At 34.0% G+C, this 19,782-nt stretch carries 16 protein-coding genes; all 16 read right to left on the reverse strand.

Going from position 1 to position 19,782, the window contains the following annotated elements:
- Positions 1–116: 116 nt before the first annotated feature.
- Positions 117–2,357, reverse strand: a complete 2,241-nt coding sequence (locus tag CLOLE_RS16510; protein WP_013658273.1) for a cation-translocating P-type ATPase — start codon at positions 2,355–2,357, stop codon at positions 117–119.
- 416 nt (positions 2,358–2,773) lie between these two features.
- A complete protein-coding gene (locus tag CLOLE_RS16515; RefSeq protein ID WP_013658274.1) occupies positions 2,774–3,523 on the reverse strand; it encodes a tRNA threonylcarbamoyladenosine dehydratase in 750 nt (249 codons plus the stop codon).
- A gap of 204 nt (positions 3,524–3,727) precedes the next feature.
- Positions 3,728–4,069, reverse strand: coding sequence for an arsenate reductase family protein (locus tag CLOLE_RS16520; protein WP_013658275.1), 342 nt, complete (start codon positions 4,067–4,069; stop codon positions 3,728–3,730).
- Positions 4,070–4,171: 102 nt separating this feature from the next.
- Positions 4,172–4,390 carry a hypothetical protein gene (locus tag CLOLE_RS23160; RefSeq protein WP_013658276.1) on the reverse strand — a complete coding sequence of 73 codons (219 nt, stop codon included), beginning with the start codon at positions 4,388–4,390 and terminating at the stop codon, positions 4,172–4,174.
- A 98-nt stretch (positions 4,391–4,488) separates the two neighbouring features.
- A complete protein-coding gene (locus CLOLE_RS16525) occupies positions 4,489–5,355 on the reverse strand; it encodes a damage-control phosphatase ARMT1 family protein (protein WP_013658277.1) in 867 nt (288 codons plus the stop codon).
- A gap of 154 nt (positions 5,356–5,509) precedes the next feature.
- The gene (locus CLOLE_RS16530) at positions 5,510–6,142 is read right to left on the reverse strand and encodes a GyrI-like domain-containing protein (RefSeq protein WP_013658278.1); all 633 of its coding nucleotides are present in this window, start codon (positions 6,140–6,142) and stop codon (positions 5,510–5,512) included.
- 212 nt (positions 6,143–6,354) lie between these two features.
- Positions 6,355–7,242, reverse strand: a complete 888-nt coding sequence (locus CLOLE_RS16535) for a carbohydrate ABC transporter permease (protein ID WP_013658279.1) — start codon at positions 7,240–7,242, stop codon at positions 6,355–6,357.
- Positions 7,243–8,139 (reverse strand): carbohydrate ABC transporter permease, encoded by an 897-nt coding sequence (locus CLOLE_RS16540; protein ID WP_013658280.1) that lies wholly within the window; start codon positions 8,137–8,139, stop codon positions 7,243–7,245.
- Between the two features lie 115 nt (positions 8,140–8,254).
- Positions 8,255–9,670 carry an extracellular solute-binding protein gene (locus CLOLE_RS16545; protein WP_013658281.1) on the reverse strand — a complete coding sequence of 472 codons (1,416 nt, stop codon included), beginning with the start codon at positions 9,668–9,670 and terminating at the stop codon, positions 8,255–8,257.
- Between the two features lie 259 nt (positions 9,671–9,929).
- A complete protein-coding gene (locus tag CLOLE_RS16550; protein ID WP_013658282.1) occupies positions 9,930–11,075 on the reverse strand; it encodes an IS1/IS1595 family N-terminal zinc-binding domain-containing protein in 1,146 nt (381 codons plus the stop codon).
- 784 nt (positions 11,076–11,859) lie between these two features.
- Positions 11,860–14,112 carry an ATP-binding cassette domain-containing protein gene (locus CLOLE_RS16555; protein ID WP_013658283.1) on the reverse strand — a complete coding sequence of 751 codons (2,253 nt, stop codon included), beginning with the start codon at positions 14,110–14,112 and terminating at the stop codon, positions 11,860–11,862.
- A gap of 862 nt (positions 14,113–14,974) precedes the next feature.
- Positions 14,975–15,184, reverse strand: coding sequence for a hypothetical protein (locus CLOLE_RS16560; RefSeq protein ID WP_041713068.1), 210 nt, complete (start codon positions 15,182–15,184; stop codon positions 14,975–14,977).
- Between the two features lie 619 nt (positions 15,185–15,803).
- Positions 15,804–16,034: a hypothetical protein gene (locus tag CLOLE_RS16565; RefSeq protein ID WP_013658284.1), complete on the reverse strand. Its 231-nt coding sequence runs from the start codon at positions 16,032–16,034 to the stop codon at positions 15,804–15,806.
- Positions 16,035–16,212: 178 nt separating this feature from the next.
- On the reverse strand, positions 16,213–17,679 hold the full coding sequence (locus CLOLE_RS22055; RefSeq protein ID WP_013658285.1) for a hypothetical protein: 1,467 nt from the start codon (positions 17,677–17,679) through the stop codon (positions 16,213–16,215).
- A 74-nt stretch (positions 17,680–17,753) separates the two neighbouring features.
- A complete protein-coding gene (locus CLOLE_RS16575; protein WP_013658286.1) occupies positions 17,754–18,602 on the reverse strand; it encodes a PhzF family phenazine biosynthesis protein in 849 nt (282 codons plus the stop codon).
- Between the two features lie 158 nt (positions 18,603–18,760).
- The gene (locus CLOLE_RS16580; RefSeq protein WP_013658287.1) at positions 18,761–19,747 is read right to left on the reverse strand and encodes a serine hydrolase domain-containing protein; all 987 of its coding nucleotides are present in this window, start codon (positions 19,745–19,747) and stop codon (positions 18,761–18,763) included.
- Positions 19,748–19,782 lie beyond the last annotated feature (35 nt).

The raw sequence follows: 19,782 nt of genomic DNA on the forward strand, positions 1-19,782 counted from the left end.
AATCCCAAACTATGTACCCTCCTACATAGTTTGGGATTCTTGTTTTTTCTACTTATAATATCTAAATTTAAATAATCTATTTTATTTATTTTACATACATAAAGGTAACTCTTTTATTAATGTTTACATACCTTAGCGATTAATGCTGCAGAAATTCTTTCTATGATTATTCCTATCACTGTAATACCTACAAAGAGTAATAATGTATTCATACTGATAAGAGGAAGCTTTAAAATCTTATGGAATAATAATACTGCAGTGAAAAATCCAATTGTAGTCGTAACAGCTAGAAATGCTCTTAGCTTATTAAATGGCTTGCAAGATTTAATAACCCCAACAATACCTAGCATACCTACACTTAAATACATAAGTAGCGCTGTCTGCTCACTATCATTTGGAACTATAAATGATGCAGCTCCAATAATAATGCAACACAGTGTAATGGCAATCGCATTAGGTGCTGCACTTTTTAAGGCTGTAGGGAGGAATTTTCCTTTAACTTTTGTATCATTAGGCTCAAAGGAAATAAAGAATGCTGGATAGCCCTCTATGGCCAGGTCAATTAAGGTAATTTGTATCGGTATAAAAGGAAAATCCATATTAAGTAATACACAAATAATACATAACAATACGGAATAAATCGTTTTTATAAAAAATACGCCAGCTGATTTCGTAACATTGTTTACAACCCTTCTTCCTTCTGCAAGAACGTTCTTTAGTACAGAAAAATCAGAGTTAAGTAGTACTAACTGGGCTGTTTGTCTAGCAGCATCACTTCCGTTCCCCATTGCAATAGAACAATCTGCTTGTTTCATTGCTAGAAGGTCATTGACACCATCACCAGTCATTGCAACACTATGTCCCTCATTTTGCATAGCACTAATCAGATGTTTTTTCTGTTGTGGGGTCACACGTCCGAAAACGGAATACTCTTTTGCTATCTTTGGAATGTCCGTATCACTTACTGTAGACATATCGATAAAGCTACTAGCATCCTTTATTCCTGCTTTTGCTGCAACAGCTGATACTGTAACTGGATTGTCACCAGAAATAACTTTGACATCAACATCTTGGTTATGAAAATAAGAAATGGCAGAAATAGCATTTTTTCTTATTGGGTCACTAATAATGATCGCAGCAAGTAGCTTCACTTCACTAGAGCAGAGCGTTTTATCCTCTATTTTATTCGCCACACCTGCAAGTAAAATTCTCTTGCCATCTTTCATCTCATGACGTACCTCTTCTGGAAGTTCCTTATCACAAAGCTTCTCAGGTGCACCAATTACAAATGTATCCCCCTGATCAAAGGTTACGGCACTCCATTTTCTATCAGAGGAAAAAGGAATCTTTGAAGTTACTTGAAATGCATCTGCTTCTGGGAAATAAGCTTTCATGGCTTGAAATGTTGCATTATTGTCATCTGTATTGCCTAAGAAAACACCCATAATCGTGCTAAATGGTATCTTGAAATCATTATCAAGCATGATAACATTCTCAACTTGCATTTTGCCTTCTGTTATTGTACCTGTTTTATCTAGGCATATAATATCAACATGTGCAAGGGATTCTAGAGAATATAAATCCTGCACGAGTACTTTCTGCTTAGAAAGCCTAACAATTCCTGTAGCTAGGCCAATACTAATGAGTAAAACAAGTCCTTTAGGAAGCATACCTAGTAATCCTGCTGCTGTTGAAACAACTGCTGTTTGAAGAGAATTACTTCTTAGAAAATAAGCCTCAAGGAATAGAAGCACACCTAATGGAATAATCAACCAGCCTGTAAAACCAGTTACTTTTCTCATAGAAAGCAATAGCTCTGAATTTACCTTTTTAAGTTTTTTTACCTCATCAGCTATTTTAGAAACATAGTTCTCACTGCCTGTATGAACTACCTTTGCTTGACACTTACCACTGATAACAGAACTACCTGATAAAAGTGAATCCCCTTCTTTCTTTATGATAGGGTCTGATTCTCCAGTAAGCAGTGATTCATTGACTTCTAACTCACCTGAGATAATCACACTGTCAGCACAGATTTGATTGCCACTTTCAAGTAAAAGAATATCTTGATCTTCTACCTCTTGAACTGAAATATGCATTTTTTCATTGTTTCTGATAACATCAGCCGTTGGCATTGACAATAAAGATAGTTCTTCCACTAGCTTCTTAGCTTTTAATTCCTGTACAATTCCAATGCAAACATTAACCGCTATAATAAGTATGAAGAACATGTTCGACCATGCCCCTACGCAGGCAAGGGCAATTGCAATAAGTAGATTAAATAGATTGAAAAGCGTACAGATATTATCCTTAAATATCTGCCCTGTCGTTTTTGTTATTTGGTTTTCCTTATTCATTTTAATTAACCTTTTGTATTACCTTTCTTTTAGATGTTAATACTTGTCCATTGAGGATGGTATAAAACTGTTCCCCAAATATCACTAGCAATAGAATCAAATCATTATATCATTTGCAATGAAGATTTGAAACTTTATTCGGTAAATTGAAGTATACGATTAAATTAACTTCTTGTATTGAATACACAACATATATCAACTATATAATTTTTTGAGACAGATAGCAATCTATCTTTTAAGAACATGCACCTATGTATCTAAAGTTTATTATCTTACCAGTATTATTAGGCATATTTATTCCAATGATAATACTAACAAAAAAATATGAATAATTTTTGTAAAATACTAAAATCCATAAAATATCAAGACCGTATTCATTAATGTATCTTTCACATTTCTGAATACGGTCTTTTATATCAAACTAAATCCTTCACGATTTCACTGGCAATAATAAGGCCTGCTACTGATGGTACAAAGGCTGTACTTCCCGGTATATCTCTACGATCCGTACACTTTCTTTCTGCCCCTGGTGGACAAATACAATGGTTTCTACAACTTATAGACATATCTTCTTGTGGCTTAATCGGCTTTTCAGTAGAATATACAACTTTTAGAGATTTAACACCACGCCTCTTTAACTCTCTTCTCATCACTTTTGCTAAAGGACACATCTGGGTTTTGTAGATATCAGCGACCTCAAACTTTGTTGGATCTAGCTTATTTCCTGCTCCCATACAACTAATAACCGGCACCTTTGCTTCTTGAGCTTTCATAATAATTGAGATTTTTGCAGTTACAGTATCCACTGCATCTACAACATAGGTATAGCTTGAAAAGTCGAATTCCTCTGCTGTTTCTGGCAGATAGAAGCACTTATGAACCTGTACATCTGCCTTTGGATTAATCTCTAAAATGCGGTCACGCATGACCTCTACTTTATATTGCCCTACCGTTCTTCTAGTAGCTATAATCTGTCTATTAATATTGGTTAAACAGACTTTATCATCATCTACTAAAACAAATGCCCCAACGCCGCTCCTAGCCAAGGCTTCAACAACATAACCACCCACACCTCCAATGCCAAATACTGCCACTCTCGCATGAGCTAATGTTTCTATTCCTGTTTCTCCAATAAGTAATTGTGTTCTAGAAAACTGATTTAACATAACACCCTTCTTTTCTCGTATTATTTTAGAATTTATTCTTTATTATTTGACATATTTTAAATAATCCTAAACTTTCAAAGGTGTTTTGTCAAGTTTTCATATCTAAATACTTGGTATTTTCATTTAAATATCGTATTCTATTATTCATTATCAAAAGCAAAAGGCTATTTATAGAAATACATTTTTTCTATAAATAGCCTTTTATTAGTCCCATTCTTTCCAGACTTCTGGTTTATAACCTATGGTAGCCTGTTTTCCATTTCTTACAATAGGTGTCTTTAAAAGCTGCGGATATTCTAATACTCTTTTTTCCTTATTGATGTTGGATGCAAATTGAATACGGGATAAAGCCTCTTTATCCTTGCAGTTTTCATTAATCATGACCTCAATGCCACCAACAGCTTGTTTTACACTGTTAAGTTCACCTTGACTCATGCCTTTTTCTTTCATATCTATCAGTTGATACTTGATGCCACGTTCTTTAAAATAGCGTTCGGCTTTCTTGGTATCAAAACACTTTTTAGTTCCAAAAATTTGTATATTCATTGCTCTATTATTAAGTAGACATGCTACTTAATTGCTCCTTCTATGCTTTCTCATTTACTCTTATTTTATCCTGAATAAGCATTTATTAAAATAGCTTGTCTCCTAAAAAACATAAAATCTAATAATCACGAAAAGTCCATAAGCTACCACTAAGCCCACACTATTTACTAACACTACATTTCCATAATCTACATCTTTGTGCTTTCTAGTCTTAATGATTCCAATAATAAGTAGTGTTAATTGAGATAAAATGAATAAATATGCCCCCAATATACTCATGCCCCCTGCAAACACTAGACCTATAATAAACACGAGTATCATACCCACATAAATAAGTGGTTCATACCATCCAAATACCTTTTATTCAGAAGATGTTTAGCTAGGGTATCATCTATCATTTCTTTATGTTCAAAGACAAATTACATATTTTTATTAAGACACACTAGTGAATTGGTGGCTACTCCAATATCATTTGCTATCACTTGACACTTGACCATTAAAAGAAAATAAATTTTCTTCTTCTCATATTCACTTAAACATTCATAGTTAGCCTGACCTTTTGCAATGACCACATCTGCAGATTCAAATACCTTTCTAAATGTCTCACTTGTTCTTTCTAAAACAGTACCTAGTGCATAGTCCCCATTGCTAATAATCGTGGCATACTCATCAATCCCTACATCATAAGCATCTGCTTCTATAGAATCATTTACAACAGCAGCGCCTCTCACACCAAAATACACTTTTAAGTTAGGATTTTCCTTCTTTATTTGTTTAATAAGTAATTTATCTAAACAAATTTCACCACAATTATCTCCTAAATATAATAACGTCTTTGCCTCTTGTATATCCTTTTTCAAAGCTTCTACATGGTTAATTGTAAAGTCTAAATGCTCAGCATCATTAATAAACTTCATTATTTCATCCATAGTTCTGTTATAAATAGGATTAAAGTCTATAATATTGCCAATTACTGCATACTTAACAGCTTGATAAAATGGGTACTCATGACTCCTAATATGTTCTTCTATAGATTCACTCATATCCATTAATAGCATGTTATAGTATTTTCTCACCTCATAATAGGGGTCATCGTTCTTTAAATGTGTCTTTAAAATAGCGAAGGTTTCTCCTATAACTTCTGGGTTAGTCTTCTGAAAGTCCAGCTGAGCAAGAAATGTAAATATTTTTCTATATAACGCTTCTCTATCTGGTGCTTGTGTTATATCTGCAACTTTTATAACTTGATTAACTAAACAAGGCAAACATTGATCTTTCATTTTCATTGCTATATTTCCTCCTAGACTATTATGTACATCATAATATACTTTTCTTCATTTCAAAACCCTATATGCATATTTTTTCTATCTTATGATTAAAACTTAAGACGTATTACATCTTAATCAAAATGTAATACGCCTTGTATTCTCTCCCTCATCATCATGCTTCCTTAATAGGATGCCTTATTACAGTCTTAAGCTTTGATACATCTACTTTTCTTGGGTCGCTTAAGTAAATCTCATGATGTAGTCTGGTATCACTTAAGTCTATGACATAACCTTTTAAGCTAGCAAATTCCTCCATAGCACGTACTGTTTCTGGCTCATTATCAAAAGAACCTATATGCATACACTGAACACAAAGGCCTTCCTCATGGCTCCAAAATTCCATATTGGAAAAATCTAGCTTCTTCTTCCTAGTTGCCTCTTCTACTGCCCATTGAAAGTCTGTTTCAGCTATAAAGTCAGGTACACGAATGACTGAAATCCAATTAAAAGTATCCTTATTTGAATAATCTACTCCGGCAATACCATCTTGCCACCAAAAACCTTCTAATGGCGGTACTACATATTCAAAGTAGCCTTTTATTTGATGCTCACCTTTATAGCTCATCTTAAGAGTGTAGGATGCAGCATATAATAATCCCACAGCTGTTTTATATTCTCCCTCTTCATCATTTGGATTTCCCTTTCCTCTTATTGCAATAAAGTTCATCTTTGGTACCTGTACAATAACAGGTCTCACTGGTGGCATATAAAATGACTTGTATTCTTTTTTATAATCGAATGACATTTTCCTTCACCTCGTTTGTAATATTTGTACTTTATTAGATCCTAACATATTAAAGCTGACAACAGTATGTCAGCTTTAATATGTTTTGAATCTTCTTCCTTTAAATCAATACAAATAGAAAAAACGCCCAAATCATTTATTTCTTGCATATGATTTGGGCGTTTTCATTTATTAATCTCTTTATCATTACATTCTTATGCTTCACTTAAATCCTATCCTTTTACCGCACCAGATACCATACCTTTAATGATTTGTTTACTAAAGGAGAAGTATAAAACAACAATAGGTGACATCGTTAATAGCATCGCCGCCATAATTTTAGGATAATCTGATGCAAATTGTCCCTTAAACATAGTCATTGCCAATGGAACAGTTTGCAAGTTAGCATCTTGAATGAGTACTAAAGCAAATGAGAACTCATTCCAACATGCGAAGGTCTGAATGATTGCAATTGTTACAAGTATTGGTTTTGTAACAGGTAATATAATCTTGAATAACGTATTTGAAAATGAACTTCCATCAATTGCTGCCGCTTCTTCTAATTCTATTGGTACTGACTTAATAAAGGCTTCTACTAAGAATATAGCAATCGGCAACCCAAAGGCTACATACGGTATAATGAGGGTAAACCACTGATTATTCAAATGAGTGTTTTTAAATACCACATATATAGGTACAAGTAGTGAATGGACAGGAATTAACATCCCCATTAGAAACATAACATATAAAATTCTATTCCCCTTAAATTTAACCCTAGCCAAAATATAACCTACTATAAATCCAAATAAAACAATTAGAATAATAGAAAGAGCTGTGGTCCTTACACTATTAAACATGGACTCAGCCAAATGATAATCCTCGTTGTTTAAAATCTTAATATAATTAGAGAAAGTGGGGGATGTTGGAAGTCCCATAATATCCGCATTAAACTCTCTTTTTTCTTTAAGCGAAGAAAGAAACATCCATACTAACGGGAAAATACATGATGCCGAAAATAGGATTAAAAAAGCATTTAAGAAAAAGGAAGCAATATGCGTTTTGATACCTACTTTGTGTGAGTTCTTATTCACTTGCTTTTGCTGAACTACTTGTGCTGGCATCTATTCCACCCCCTTATCTTTCATTAGTAGATTCACTAGTACTTGCACACCTACAATAACTAATAAACTTACTACGAAAATTCCTACAGAAATAGCACTACCATATCCCATGTTCTGCTGTGAAAAGGATACCTGATAGCCATACATTGCCATAACCATAGACGAGTTACCTGGTCCACCCTTTGTCATGGTATAAATATGATCGAATACTTTCATATTTCCTGCCACACACAAAGTAACACAAACAAGAACTGTATTTTTAATAAGTGGTAATACAATATAAATGGCACGTTGGAATGCACTAGCACCATCTAACTCAGCTACTTCGAATATTTCTGAATCTACAGAGCCAATGGCTGATAATAGAATAACCATGTAATACCCTATAAATTGCCAAATAAGTGGAATACAAACTAAAAGTAATACAAGCCCTGGCTCATTTAGCCAAACTCTCGTTAAATCTTCTCTACCAATTGCTTCTAATACCCAGTTTAAAACGCCTCTCTTGTAGTCATAAATCATCATCCAAATAAAACCTATACATACAGCTGATACCGTACTTGGGAAAAAGGCAAAGGTACGATGAATACCTTTCAATTTTGCAAGTCTTGAATTAACCATTAGTACAACAACAAAAGCAATACCTATCTGACCTATGATACAAGCAATAACAATATAAATATTATTAATAAAAGCGCCCCAAAATATTTTATCTTTAAATAAACTTACATAATTCTCTAATCCAATAAAGGTTTTACTAGGTCCACCTTTCCATTCAAAAAAACTATAAAACATAGCTGTAATAAGTGGCACAAATACAGCAAAAGTATACCAAACAACTGGTATAAATAGATACAATGCTATGGTTCTGCCTTTTGGTTTAACGGCTCTTAGCATACAGTTAGACCCCCTTCACTCCTAAGTTTTTATTAAAACAGGGGCTAGCCACACAACGGGCTAGCCCCCTACTTTATTGGCTATTTCCTACTAATAATATCTTCTCATATGAATATTAGTAATTAGCTTCGTATGCAGCTTGTGTTTTTTCAGCAACTGTTTGTGGATCTGTATCACCATTTAACATATCTTGAAGTTCTGTGTTGAAGATATCCCAAACAGCACCGTTTACATATGAATCGTAAATTTCACATGCATTGGTATCTACATAAGAGTAGTTATAAAATGCTTGTGTTACTGCATCAAATGCACTCAAGTCAACATTTTCAACTTTTACAATACCACTAAGTGCATATTTTGAAGCCACAAAGTTAGAGAAATCTGAGCCTGTTAATTTGTATGCTAAATCAATTGCTGCTGCTAATTTTTCAGGATCATCCTTTAACTTAGGGTTAATGGCTACACCAAATCCCATACCAATGTTTTGCGCATTGGTTAAACCTGTAGCATTAGCTGGAGTAGGGAATGTTGCAAAACCAATATTATTATATTTTTCTGCATTTCCCTCTAATAAAGTTGCCATGATATAAGATACATCCCAGTTACCACCGATGAATGCTGCTGATTCACCTGATATATAGTATTCACGAGCATCTTCATTAGTAATCGCATTAAAGTCTGCATTAAACACGCCTGATTTAAATGCATCTTGTGTAAATGTAAGAGCATCTACAAATGCTTGATCTGTAAATTTTGCTCCTCCTTTATCAATAATAGATTGGAACCAGTCTTTACCTGTATACACATTACCTACTGTTGATACAAAACATGAATTAGCTTGCCATTTACCACCATTTCCAAATGCAATTGTGTCAATACCTTCTCCACTAAAATAGTCTTTTGCTTTTAATACATCATCCCAATTAGTAGGGAATGTATCAAATCCTGCATCCTTCCACATTTGTTTGTCATACACAACGACTGTACAAGTACCACCAGTTAAAGCTGGAATAGCATAGATCTTTCCTGATTCGTCTTTAAATGGTGTAAACATTGCTTCATTATAATTAGCACTGTCTGGAGACGCTGCAATAACATCTGTCATATCCATGATAAGTCCTTCTTTAGCCCATTGTTTAACATTCATTCCTTGAACTAAGAACACATCTGGCAAATCTCCTGCACCAGCTAAAGTTGCAATCTGTGTTTTATATTCAGCATTAGCTAATACATTCTCTGTTAGATTAATGTTAGGATTTGCTTCCTTCCATTCTGCAATCATAGTACGGAATCCATCAGAACCTCCATTCCCTTGAGATTCTTCTGAGGTTGAAAAGTGCATGAGTGATAAATCACCTGCATACCCATTTCCACCTGCTGGTTCTGCAGAGTCAGACGGCTCAGCTGAATCTGTTACAGCTGGTGCTGGTGTTCCTGAAGTAGTAGTACTACCATTTCCTCCACCACATCCAACTAACATTGTCGTTCCTATTGCTGCACTTAATAAAATGCTCATCATTTTTTTACTCATTATTCATCAACCCCCTTCAGTTATGTACAACTCGTAATTTAAACAAATGATAAATAACCACTTGCTTTGTACTTACAAGAATATTATACAAAATCAGTTTATTATAAGTCAACTTTTTGTGCTTTTTGTATATTATCCATTTAAGTAGGGATGGTTTTATACATTATTTTGCATAACACATAGGCTAATTTATCTTTTTTTACCAATAATCATATGTAAGGAGAGTCATTAGTACACTTCTTTATGTAGACTACAATTCTTATAAAACCTGCTTTTTACGCTTAAGTAATTCAACAAATATCTTTTCTGCATCTTCTTTTGATGTAGGTAAGTGACCATAGGTGACCTCCCAATTTTTCTTAAACACATATAATCCTATATAATCTTGCAAATACCTAGTATTTACATTGGTCATTTTTTGATTAATAAAAGTTTGTAACTGTAAATTGATCTTCTCTATCTCCTCTACCCCCAAGTGATACAGCTCTTTAAGCCGCTTCACCTCACCATATGTAATGTTCCCCTTATTCTTAATATATTCCTTATTACATATCTCATCAGACTCCTTGATAAACGCTTGAGTTTGTATATCATTTATGTAATGAAAGGGCTTAATAAAATGAGGTATGTTATATTCTTTACTATACTCCTCATACACCTGTACTGGGTAGGAACAAATATACGCTGGAGCACTTATATTCCTTTTATACTCTTCTTTAAACAGCTTTGTGGTAAATTCCTCATTGGGCATCACTTTACTAACGCAGTATCCTCTATTATCAATAGCCGATACAATCAGTATCAAATCCTGCTTTGTATCTTCTTTCTCCTTATCACATTCCTCTATAATAATCCTTCTATTGCCTTTATTAGAATCCTTAATCCTTATCTCTCCAATTTGAATAACACCTGTAAGTACTGGCATAGGGAGCTTTGCTAATGCATGTATTAATTTCATTCTCCAATGCCATATCGTCTTATAATTGATTCCTTCATAGCCATACGTTTCTTCCAAAATATGTATCATCTTATGAAGTGAATAGTTATTAAGCGTCATCTCTAACACCTTGACCCAACTATCCCAATCATAACGCGTCTTCTCCAACAGCGTGCCTGTAAATAATGTATATTTGGTTGAACACTCTTTACATTTATACTCTTGTATTTCATTGGTTCTCTTACCATTCTTGACTACCTTACTTGATTGACATTGAGGACAATGTTTATGAATATTTAATTTCTCTAGTCTAGACTGTAAGTCTAGAATAACCATATTATTCAGCTCTTGTTCAAACTCCTTGCCATTATGTAAAGCATAATGATTGACTAACTTTCTAAACTTACTATAAGGCAAATCTTCAATAAATTCCAAAACTTCCTCAAAACCAATATTTCCCTTTGACATATTTGCTCTCCCTCTAGTAAATATCTTCTCATTTTAACTTAAATTAATCTTATACTTATTAATATAAACCAAATCAATATTATAAACAATTTAAATATTGTATTTTTTTGTTTATAATAATGACAAAAATGACTACTTTTTTCAGAAAATTATCCCTTGATTTAAGGATAATCATCTTTTGCACACTGTATATTCTTTATCAAAGTAGCATTTTTGTGGTTTGTTTTTCTTTGAAAACTTATTTGTATGCTGCAAGTCAGGTGTCCTCCTAGTTAATTTTTTTACTTTTATAAGTTTATTTATCTTCTATAAATAGATTAATTTTCCCAAATCAATCGACTTTATTTTTAATTAATTTATTTCATATTTTTTTAGCATTCAGATGAGTAGGTTCAATTTAAGAGTCTGAGAAAATAGAAACGCCTGCTTCCCCACTGTCGTCCCTCTAAGATGAGCATCTATTTTTTAGGTTCAAAGTATGCCTCCCAAAAATGAGAAAGCCTAAGTCATGTGATTTCACATCGCTTAGGCTTTTTATTTTTTTGTTTCTTTTCCTATTAATTGCATAAATTTAAAAACTCTAGTACAAAACTTTTAGTGAATAAGGCATACCACTAGCTGTTTTCTCCCCCTTTATCATATGACTATTATAAAAGAGAGACATTAACTCAATGGTCACTCAACATTAACTGAATATTAATTTCTTATAAAAATGCCCGAATCAAGTGTTCTTCTCACATGACTCGGGCATTTTTATATTGTCATATATCTATCCTTATTCCTTCTATTCACATGATTTGCGTAGATACTTTGCTGTAATAGTGTTTGCAGAAGCAATCATTTCTTTTGGTGTCCCTGTAAATACAACTTCTCCTCCGGCGTTCCCTCCATCTGGCCCAATATCAATAATGTAGTCTGCTTGTTTCATCACATCTAGATTGTGCTCAATCACCACCACCGTATTACCACGCTTTACAAAGCTATCTAGAAGCTTCATAATATTTTTCACATCAGAAGCATGTAAGCCTGTTGTGGGCTCATCTAACACATAGATATTTCCTTTTTGATTCAAATACTTAGCAAGCTTAATCCTTTGCCTTTCCCCACCTGAGAGAGTTGAGAGAGGTTGTCCAAGGGATAGATAGGATAAGCCCACCTCATTCATCGCCTTGATATGCTTACTAATTTTACGATTATCCCCGAAAAATTCTAGGGCTTCTTCTACAGTCATATTCAGTATATCAACGATGTTCTTTCCTTTATATTGATAGCTAGTTGCCTCTTCACTATATCTATTACCTTCGCAGCTCTCACACACTGTGGTTACAGGATCCATAAATACCAGTTCTGTCACCACTACACCTTTTCCACCGCATATAGGGCATGCCCCTTTACTATTAAATGAAAATAATGAGGCTTCTGCCTGATTTTCACTGGCCATTACCTTCCTTATTTCATCAAAAAAGCCAAGAAAGGTAGCTGGTGTAGAACGTGAAGTCGCCGTTACAGGTGACTGATCCACTAGTATAACCCTATCAGAATAAGTCTCTGCAAACACATCACGGATTAATGTACTTTTACCCGAGCCAGCTACACCTGTTACCACTGTTAGAATATTAAGTGGTATATCCACAGAAATATTTTTTAGATTATGCAGTTTGGCTTTTTGAACTGGTAGAAACGCTTTAGGAAGGCGCACTTTTTCTTTCAACGGAATCTGTTCTCTCATTGCCTTCCCTGTTCGTGTTTCAGATAATAATAGTGCCTCATAACTTCCCTGGAATAGAATTTGACCGCCATTTCTGCCGGCAAGAGGCCCTACATCTATGACTTCATCTGCAATGCTAATGACATCCTTATCATGTTCTACCACAAGTACTGTATTGCCTTTATCCCTTAGGCTTTGTAAAAGTCTGGTCATGCGGTGCACATCTCTTGGATGCATCCCTGTGCTTGGCTCATCAAAAATATAGGTCATACCTGTTAAGGCACTTCCCATATAACGGACTAATTTTAGTCTCTGTGCCTCTCCACCTGACAAGGAAGCAGATTCCCTATTCATACTTAGATAAGGAAGTCCTATCTCAATCATTCGCGTAAGTGAAGCAATAAGCGTCTGTATGATGGTCTTGCCTCTCTCATCTTTTATTTCCTTTAGCACTTCACGAAGCTGCACGAATTCTAGCTCGCAAAGCTCTGCTATACTATAGCCGTTAATTTTACAGCTTAGTACTTCTTGATTCAAGCGTCTTCCATGACATACTGGACATTCTTTCTGGTGAATCATTGTCTCAAGGCGTTTCTGCGTGGTATCTCCTGATGTAGAAGTATCACGTTTTAGAAGAAGTCTTGAGAGATGATTATGAATACCTTCTACGCGTTTGTTAACGCGCTCCCCATCTTTTTCATAGGCCCCATAGAAAAGTAGGTTTCGTTCCTTTTCCGTATAGTCCTTAAGCTTTTTATCAGGGTCAAATAAGCCTGATTCAACATATTGTTTAAAATACCAGTTGCCAGGGTGAAAAGCTGGTAACTCCACCATACCTTCATTCCAAGATAATTCTTCCTTTAATGCGCCACTAATATCTAGTTCTGTCACTTTTCCTAGGCCTGAACAAGTCATACACATGCCATTGGGATCATTAAAGGAAAAGTAAGAAGCTGTTCCTACATATGGTGTGCCAATTCTTGAATACAACAAGCGAAGTGCTGCATATAAATCACTAATCGTTCCTACTGTAGACCTTGCATTGCCGCCCAATCTACTTTGATCTACAATAACAGAAGCCGAAAGGTTTTCAATAAGTTCAACCTTTGGCTTCTCATACTTAGGTAATCTTCCTCTGATAAAGGCACTATAGGTCTCATTCATCTGACGCTGACTTTCTGCTGCAATGGTATCAAATACAATACTTGATTTACCTGAACCAGACACCCCTGTGAACACGACTATTTTTTCTTTTGGAATATCTAGAGATACATTCTTTAGATTATTTTGATGTAAACCTCTAATTACAATCTTGTCTCTCTCTAACATATCACTCGCCTCCTTATATAAGACTATGTTACAGTCTCCCCCTAGGGATGAGTCAACTGTATTTTGTAATGCTATCACCTTCATAAACCATCTTACCCTTTTTAAGCACAGCTAGCCTGTCCTATGAAAGTATCATTTCATAAAATAATGTAATCAATATTGATATACTCAAGACTATATCAATTAAAAATTTTTTTCAACGACTTTTTTAATTTTATTTTATAAATTTTGAATAGTAATAATTTTTTATCTTTAACTAAGGAATTCCTTTTCTCATCACATATAATATAATGTAAAGATAAAACAAATAACTTCTCGTAGCAGAATCACCACAGCTTCAATCTGAGGAACTGACCGGGTCAGCCAAGTCTCAATCTATTGTTATAGGTACCTCTGGACTTAAGGAAAATGTTCACTGATGCGCTGTAAAGGGAAGCGCTCTTTTATAAGTTATTTTATAATGCTTTACATTTAGCATTACCTTAAACAAAGTTTAAACCAGAGTCTTAAAGCCTTAGCTTCCTCATCATAAGGGTGCACCGGCCAAGACTTTTAAGGAGCTCCTCACTCATTGGTTTGACTTTTATAACTATCTTTGATGTGCTTACAAGATTAGTCATGTAAGTGCTGAGGAGCTGCGCCATGCCCCTTGATAGGTATGTCAGGTAGTTATAGAAGTTAAGCTTGGAGGCTGGTAAAAGAAAACGCCTAAGTCATGTGGTTATTGAACTGCCCCCAATAAGTTAGACCTGAAAATCTAACTTATTGGGGGCATCGCATGACTTAGGCGTTTTTTATTTATTCTTTTTTATCTTACACTTCTAATCTGCAACAATATCTAACCACTCTAAGGCTAAATAAATCACCTCGTTACTGTATTAATATATTTGCTGATTGTACTTTTAATATAGCCCTCAAAATTCTCATCTGCTATTCGAATTTGAAAATCATCATATATCTCTACTATTCTCCAATTGTCATTTATAGCAAAACCACAGTAACAGTCCCCTACTACATAGTCTCCAAAATACAAAATCCCTTGAATCTCTTTGATTTTTCTTTTATAAATCACCTCTGTTTCAATTACTCCATGAAATATACTAAGGCAAGTATCTATTTCAATATCTCCCCACCCTACTTCCCTTAAAAATTCAATATAATCTTTAGGTAAATCTGGATATTTTTTTTATATCTTTTTCTAATTCCTCTTCCAATATTTCTTCAAATTCATTGATTAACTGATAATTATTAAGTACTAACATTAATTCATTATATCTCCCCATATTATGTTCTCCTTTTATATATCTCTTTTAAACTATAAATATTCTGGATTATTTATCTCCTAGTTAAAACTCCTTCTAGTATAGCTTGTTAAGGTAAATATATGAAAGCATTCCAAATAAGACATACTCAAAAATTCTCACAGATTCTAATTTTTCAATACTAAATACAATCTGCTAATGCTACTGCTTTCTTTATACCTACTTCATTATTATAATTCACAATCCCTATTTTATATGCTATGTGTGACTGGGGAGAAGAAAATAGAAAATCCACCGATAAAGTTTAAAGAATATCTATGCCAGAGTCTTTTTGGAAAAATCAAAGGCACAATAATATGTAGGCAAATGAATGCCATATTTCAAAGGTATTGTCAAAAATACAAATGCAAAAAGACTTCACGATTGTGTCTATTCCTCTGGTTTTTTAATCTTTTTATACTCTTTATAGGTTACAATGGCTTCGTAGATGAACAATAAAATATACACTAGAACAAGAATAACTGAAGCCATACAGCTTACTGCTATATCTCCCTCTCCATTATACCAAGACCACCCTATGACAAGAAGCCCAATTCGTAGAATACCCCATCTTATAACTACCTGACATATAAACGAGAAAATAAGTTGTACTCTTGTCACAATCTATGCTCCTTCTTCAATACAGTGTTGATAGGTTCCATTACATACAGTTACTTGTGTATATTATTCCCAAAACTAGGCTTACTTATCACTTTCTCTATAAAGAATTTTAATACACTATACTATCTAGCCGTTCCAAGAACGATAATTACTATTTCTCATTCTACATAGTCAACTATTAATGATTGTGTCTTTCTATTATTGTTCGAATAATATCTGTTGTATTATCAACTCCTTCTAGCCCTAATCTTGTTAATTCTCGTTCGTAGCCTTTAACTGCTTCTAGTATTAAATGATCTGTATGCAAAATATGTTCTTTACATACCTCTAAGTCCTCATTATCAGGAAGATTTCTTAGTAAATATTTACCTCTATATTTCATTCCTTTAGGCATCCATGAGTCCAATATATCTACAAATGGAAGTAAATACTCTCCTTTTCCATTTTTCTTATTTATAGAAAAGCATACAAATGGTACAAAATCTGCAAATTCTCTTAAATGATCATCATCTATAAGCTTTACATATACAAATGGTACCTCATCCATCACATCTGGTACTACCAACTCCATGCCTCTTATTTCATATACATAGAGATATATCTTCCAGCCTTTATATTGCTCTTTCCCCTCTGGTGGTTGATCAATAATGTATTCAAATCTATCGCCTATCCACCATCTATTCTTATGTGAGCTATGTATGGGATGATTATCAGTTCTTTTTATTTTATGATTTTTTCCTCTTTTTATAGGTAAGCTCTGATGTCCCTGTACAAAAGACACTCTATCCTCTAACTGTAACCCTGTTGCACGCTCTAGTAATTTATTATATTCTATTCTTTGCAACTCTCTCTCATATTCTTCAATTGCATCTGCTTTAAATGACCACCATAATTGAAAGTCTTCTCTTTTTATTTCAAGTGTTGGATATTGAAAATGCTCACATACACCTAGGAATTCTATCTCTTTAGGATAAAAACGATGGGATGTTTCAACAAGTGCCTTTTCAAATGCCCCTTGTCCCGTACTCCATTCTATAGACCAAACAATAAATGGCAGAGAATTGATTTGTGAGGCATCCTTCGGTTTTTCTTTTGACATTTTTAAATAAATATAAGGTACAACATCCACCACGCCCCTAACTACTAGCTCCATTTCACGTAAACGACTTACATAAATAACTCCCCACCAGTCTTCATATTCTTCCTTTCCCTCTGGTGGATTCTTTATTTGATATAAATATACTTCTCTTGGTGTCCATTTTGTAATAAAAGGTTGATGTACTGCTATCCTTTTTCGTTTTGGCATCTCAGTATTTAATTGTGCTTCTAATTTTTCTAATACTTTATTTCTGGCTTTTTTAGTCTTTTCATCTTCGAAGCGATTAGCTAGTCTCTCCTCACTAATTAAAGCTAATGCTTTGCTTTTCACTTCGTAAGTTAATCTTCCCCTTTTCCACATGGTATCAGCCAAAGCAAACCAAACATCATATTGGTCATCATCATCCTCCATTTCCTCTTTATAGGACTGAAAAATCTCAGCTAATGTTTCTTCATCACTTTTCCCACCTTTTAGTTTTGATAAATATTCGTCTTTGACATCTTCGCCCAAATCATTTGAATAAAGACCAGTTCCCCAATTTCCCATTTACATTCTCCCCATTCGTATAAAAAATTGATGTTACAATAAAAGTATATCTACCTAACGTTTATATTAATGTTCTATATTTTCACTTTTCCTTCTGCTACAATACACACTTGGCCACTTACAATCATTTCATCCGTCTGCTTTTTCTTATTAATTACAATTTCACTGTCTCTTTCTAAAAAGCGTCCTTGCCTTAATAAAATGACTTCAGATTCCAAAAAGACTTTATACTTATATAAGTATGCTCCCACGGGACCAGCAGCACTTCCTGTTGCAACATCTTCAACAAGTCCTCTTGAATCCCATGTTCTACCTTCTATTTCATTTACATCAAATATATATACGAATTTTGCCCCTATATTCGCAAGCACTTGTTCATAATCCTCAGTTTTGATTTTAGCCTTTTCTAAACCTGATACAACTGGCACTAATAAATATGGAAGACCGGTCGATACAACTTCTAGAGGAAATTCTTTTGAAAGATTCTCCTGACCTAAATTGAGTGGTTCTATTAATTCCATATAGCAATTTTCATCTATTCGCTTCATAAACTCTACTTTCCCTTGATTCATGAAGCACTTAAATCCTCCCTCCTCCTTTTTACTTTCTACTTGTACTACTTTTTTATTTAATCGAAACGAAATTTCTATCTTCTTATCCTCCATGAAATATGCTTGATGTATAACTGCTGCTGCCCCTAATATAGGATGTCCTGCAAAATCAAGTTCTTCCTCTACTGTAAAAATTCTTGCCTGAAAATCCTTCTCTCCAAGACGTACAAGAAATATTGTTTCAAACTGTTTAAATTCTTTGGCTATTATTTGCATCTTTTCTCTAGTCAAAAATTCTTCTAGTATCATAACTGTTAGTCCATTTCCAGTAAAAGCCCCTTTACAAAATACATCTACATGAAAATATCTCATTTTCTTATTCCCCCTATATTTTTTCTTCTTGAGATTTGAATTTTTCTTCATCTAACTAATATATCCGATTTAAATTTAGTCAGAATTTTCACTGTAAAATATATTTATCATACAATAAAACAAAACTATTGTCATCCCAATTCAAAGCTTTAAGACCATCATGATATACAATTCTCAAAGATTGGTTCAATATACTCCTTAATAAATTCTATTCTATCTGTGACATTCTGTTTAAAAAGAGCGGTAATTGAAATCACTATATTTTTCTTTTTGTTTACATATATGACATTTCCACCATCTCCAATTGCTGCAAATCCATCATCAACAATCCACCATAAATATCCATATAAAAGATTTGCTTTCTCCCATCTGCTATGTTCCTTGGTACTCTCCTTTATCCACTCTGTCGATACGATTTGCTTTCCATTCCAAACTCCGTCATCCAACAATAACTTACCTATACTTGCCATATCTACTGGGGATAGGGTAAGTCCCCATCCAGCAGAGTTCAAACCAGATGCGTCAGCAACCCAACCGCTGATATTAGTAGCTTTGTTAAATGCACTTTGTTCCTTTGCAGTTCGAAAAAATATATTACGCTCTACAATAATTCCAAGCGGTGAGAATAAATGATCTGTTGCAAACTCAAGCACCGTTTGTCCGGTTACTTTCATTAAAATACCAGACAAAATATCTGGTCCTACAATAGGTGTGTACCTAAATTGACCTATTTGTCCTTTACCTCCCAACAAATCAAGCGTAAATTTCAACCAATTATCACTCATGAAATACTTAATGTAGGTGTAGGGTGCAAACTTATATTTATATGGGGTGGTCATTGTAAGTAAATCTTTAATGGTAACATTCTGTATGGTCTTTTCCCCCTTTTTTACTATGTAATCAGGGAAAAAATCCAATACTTTTTGATTGACACTTTTGATGTATCCTTTGTCTATTGCAATCCCTATCAATATCGAAATAATACTTTTTGACACTGAATAAACATGGATCCTGCTATCAGCTGTACACTCATTAAAATACTTTTCGTATCGCATTTCACCATCTTTAAGTACAACTACTCCTGCAATATTACCATATTCATTATTTATTTTACTCTCTAACTCTTTAAGTTTTTCTTTATTCATATCATTAAACTCTCCTATAAAATTTAATGGATATA

Source organism: Cellulosilyticum lentocellum DSM 5427, from assembly GCF_000178835.2.
Classification (GTDB): Bacteria; Bacillota; Clostridia; order Lachnospirales; family Cellulosilyticaceae; genus Cellulosilyticum; species Cellulosilyticum lentocellum.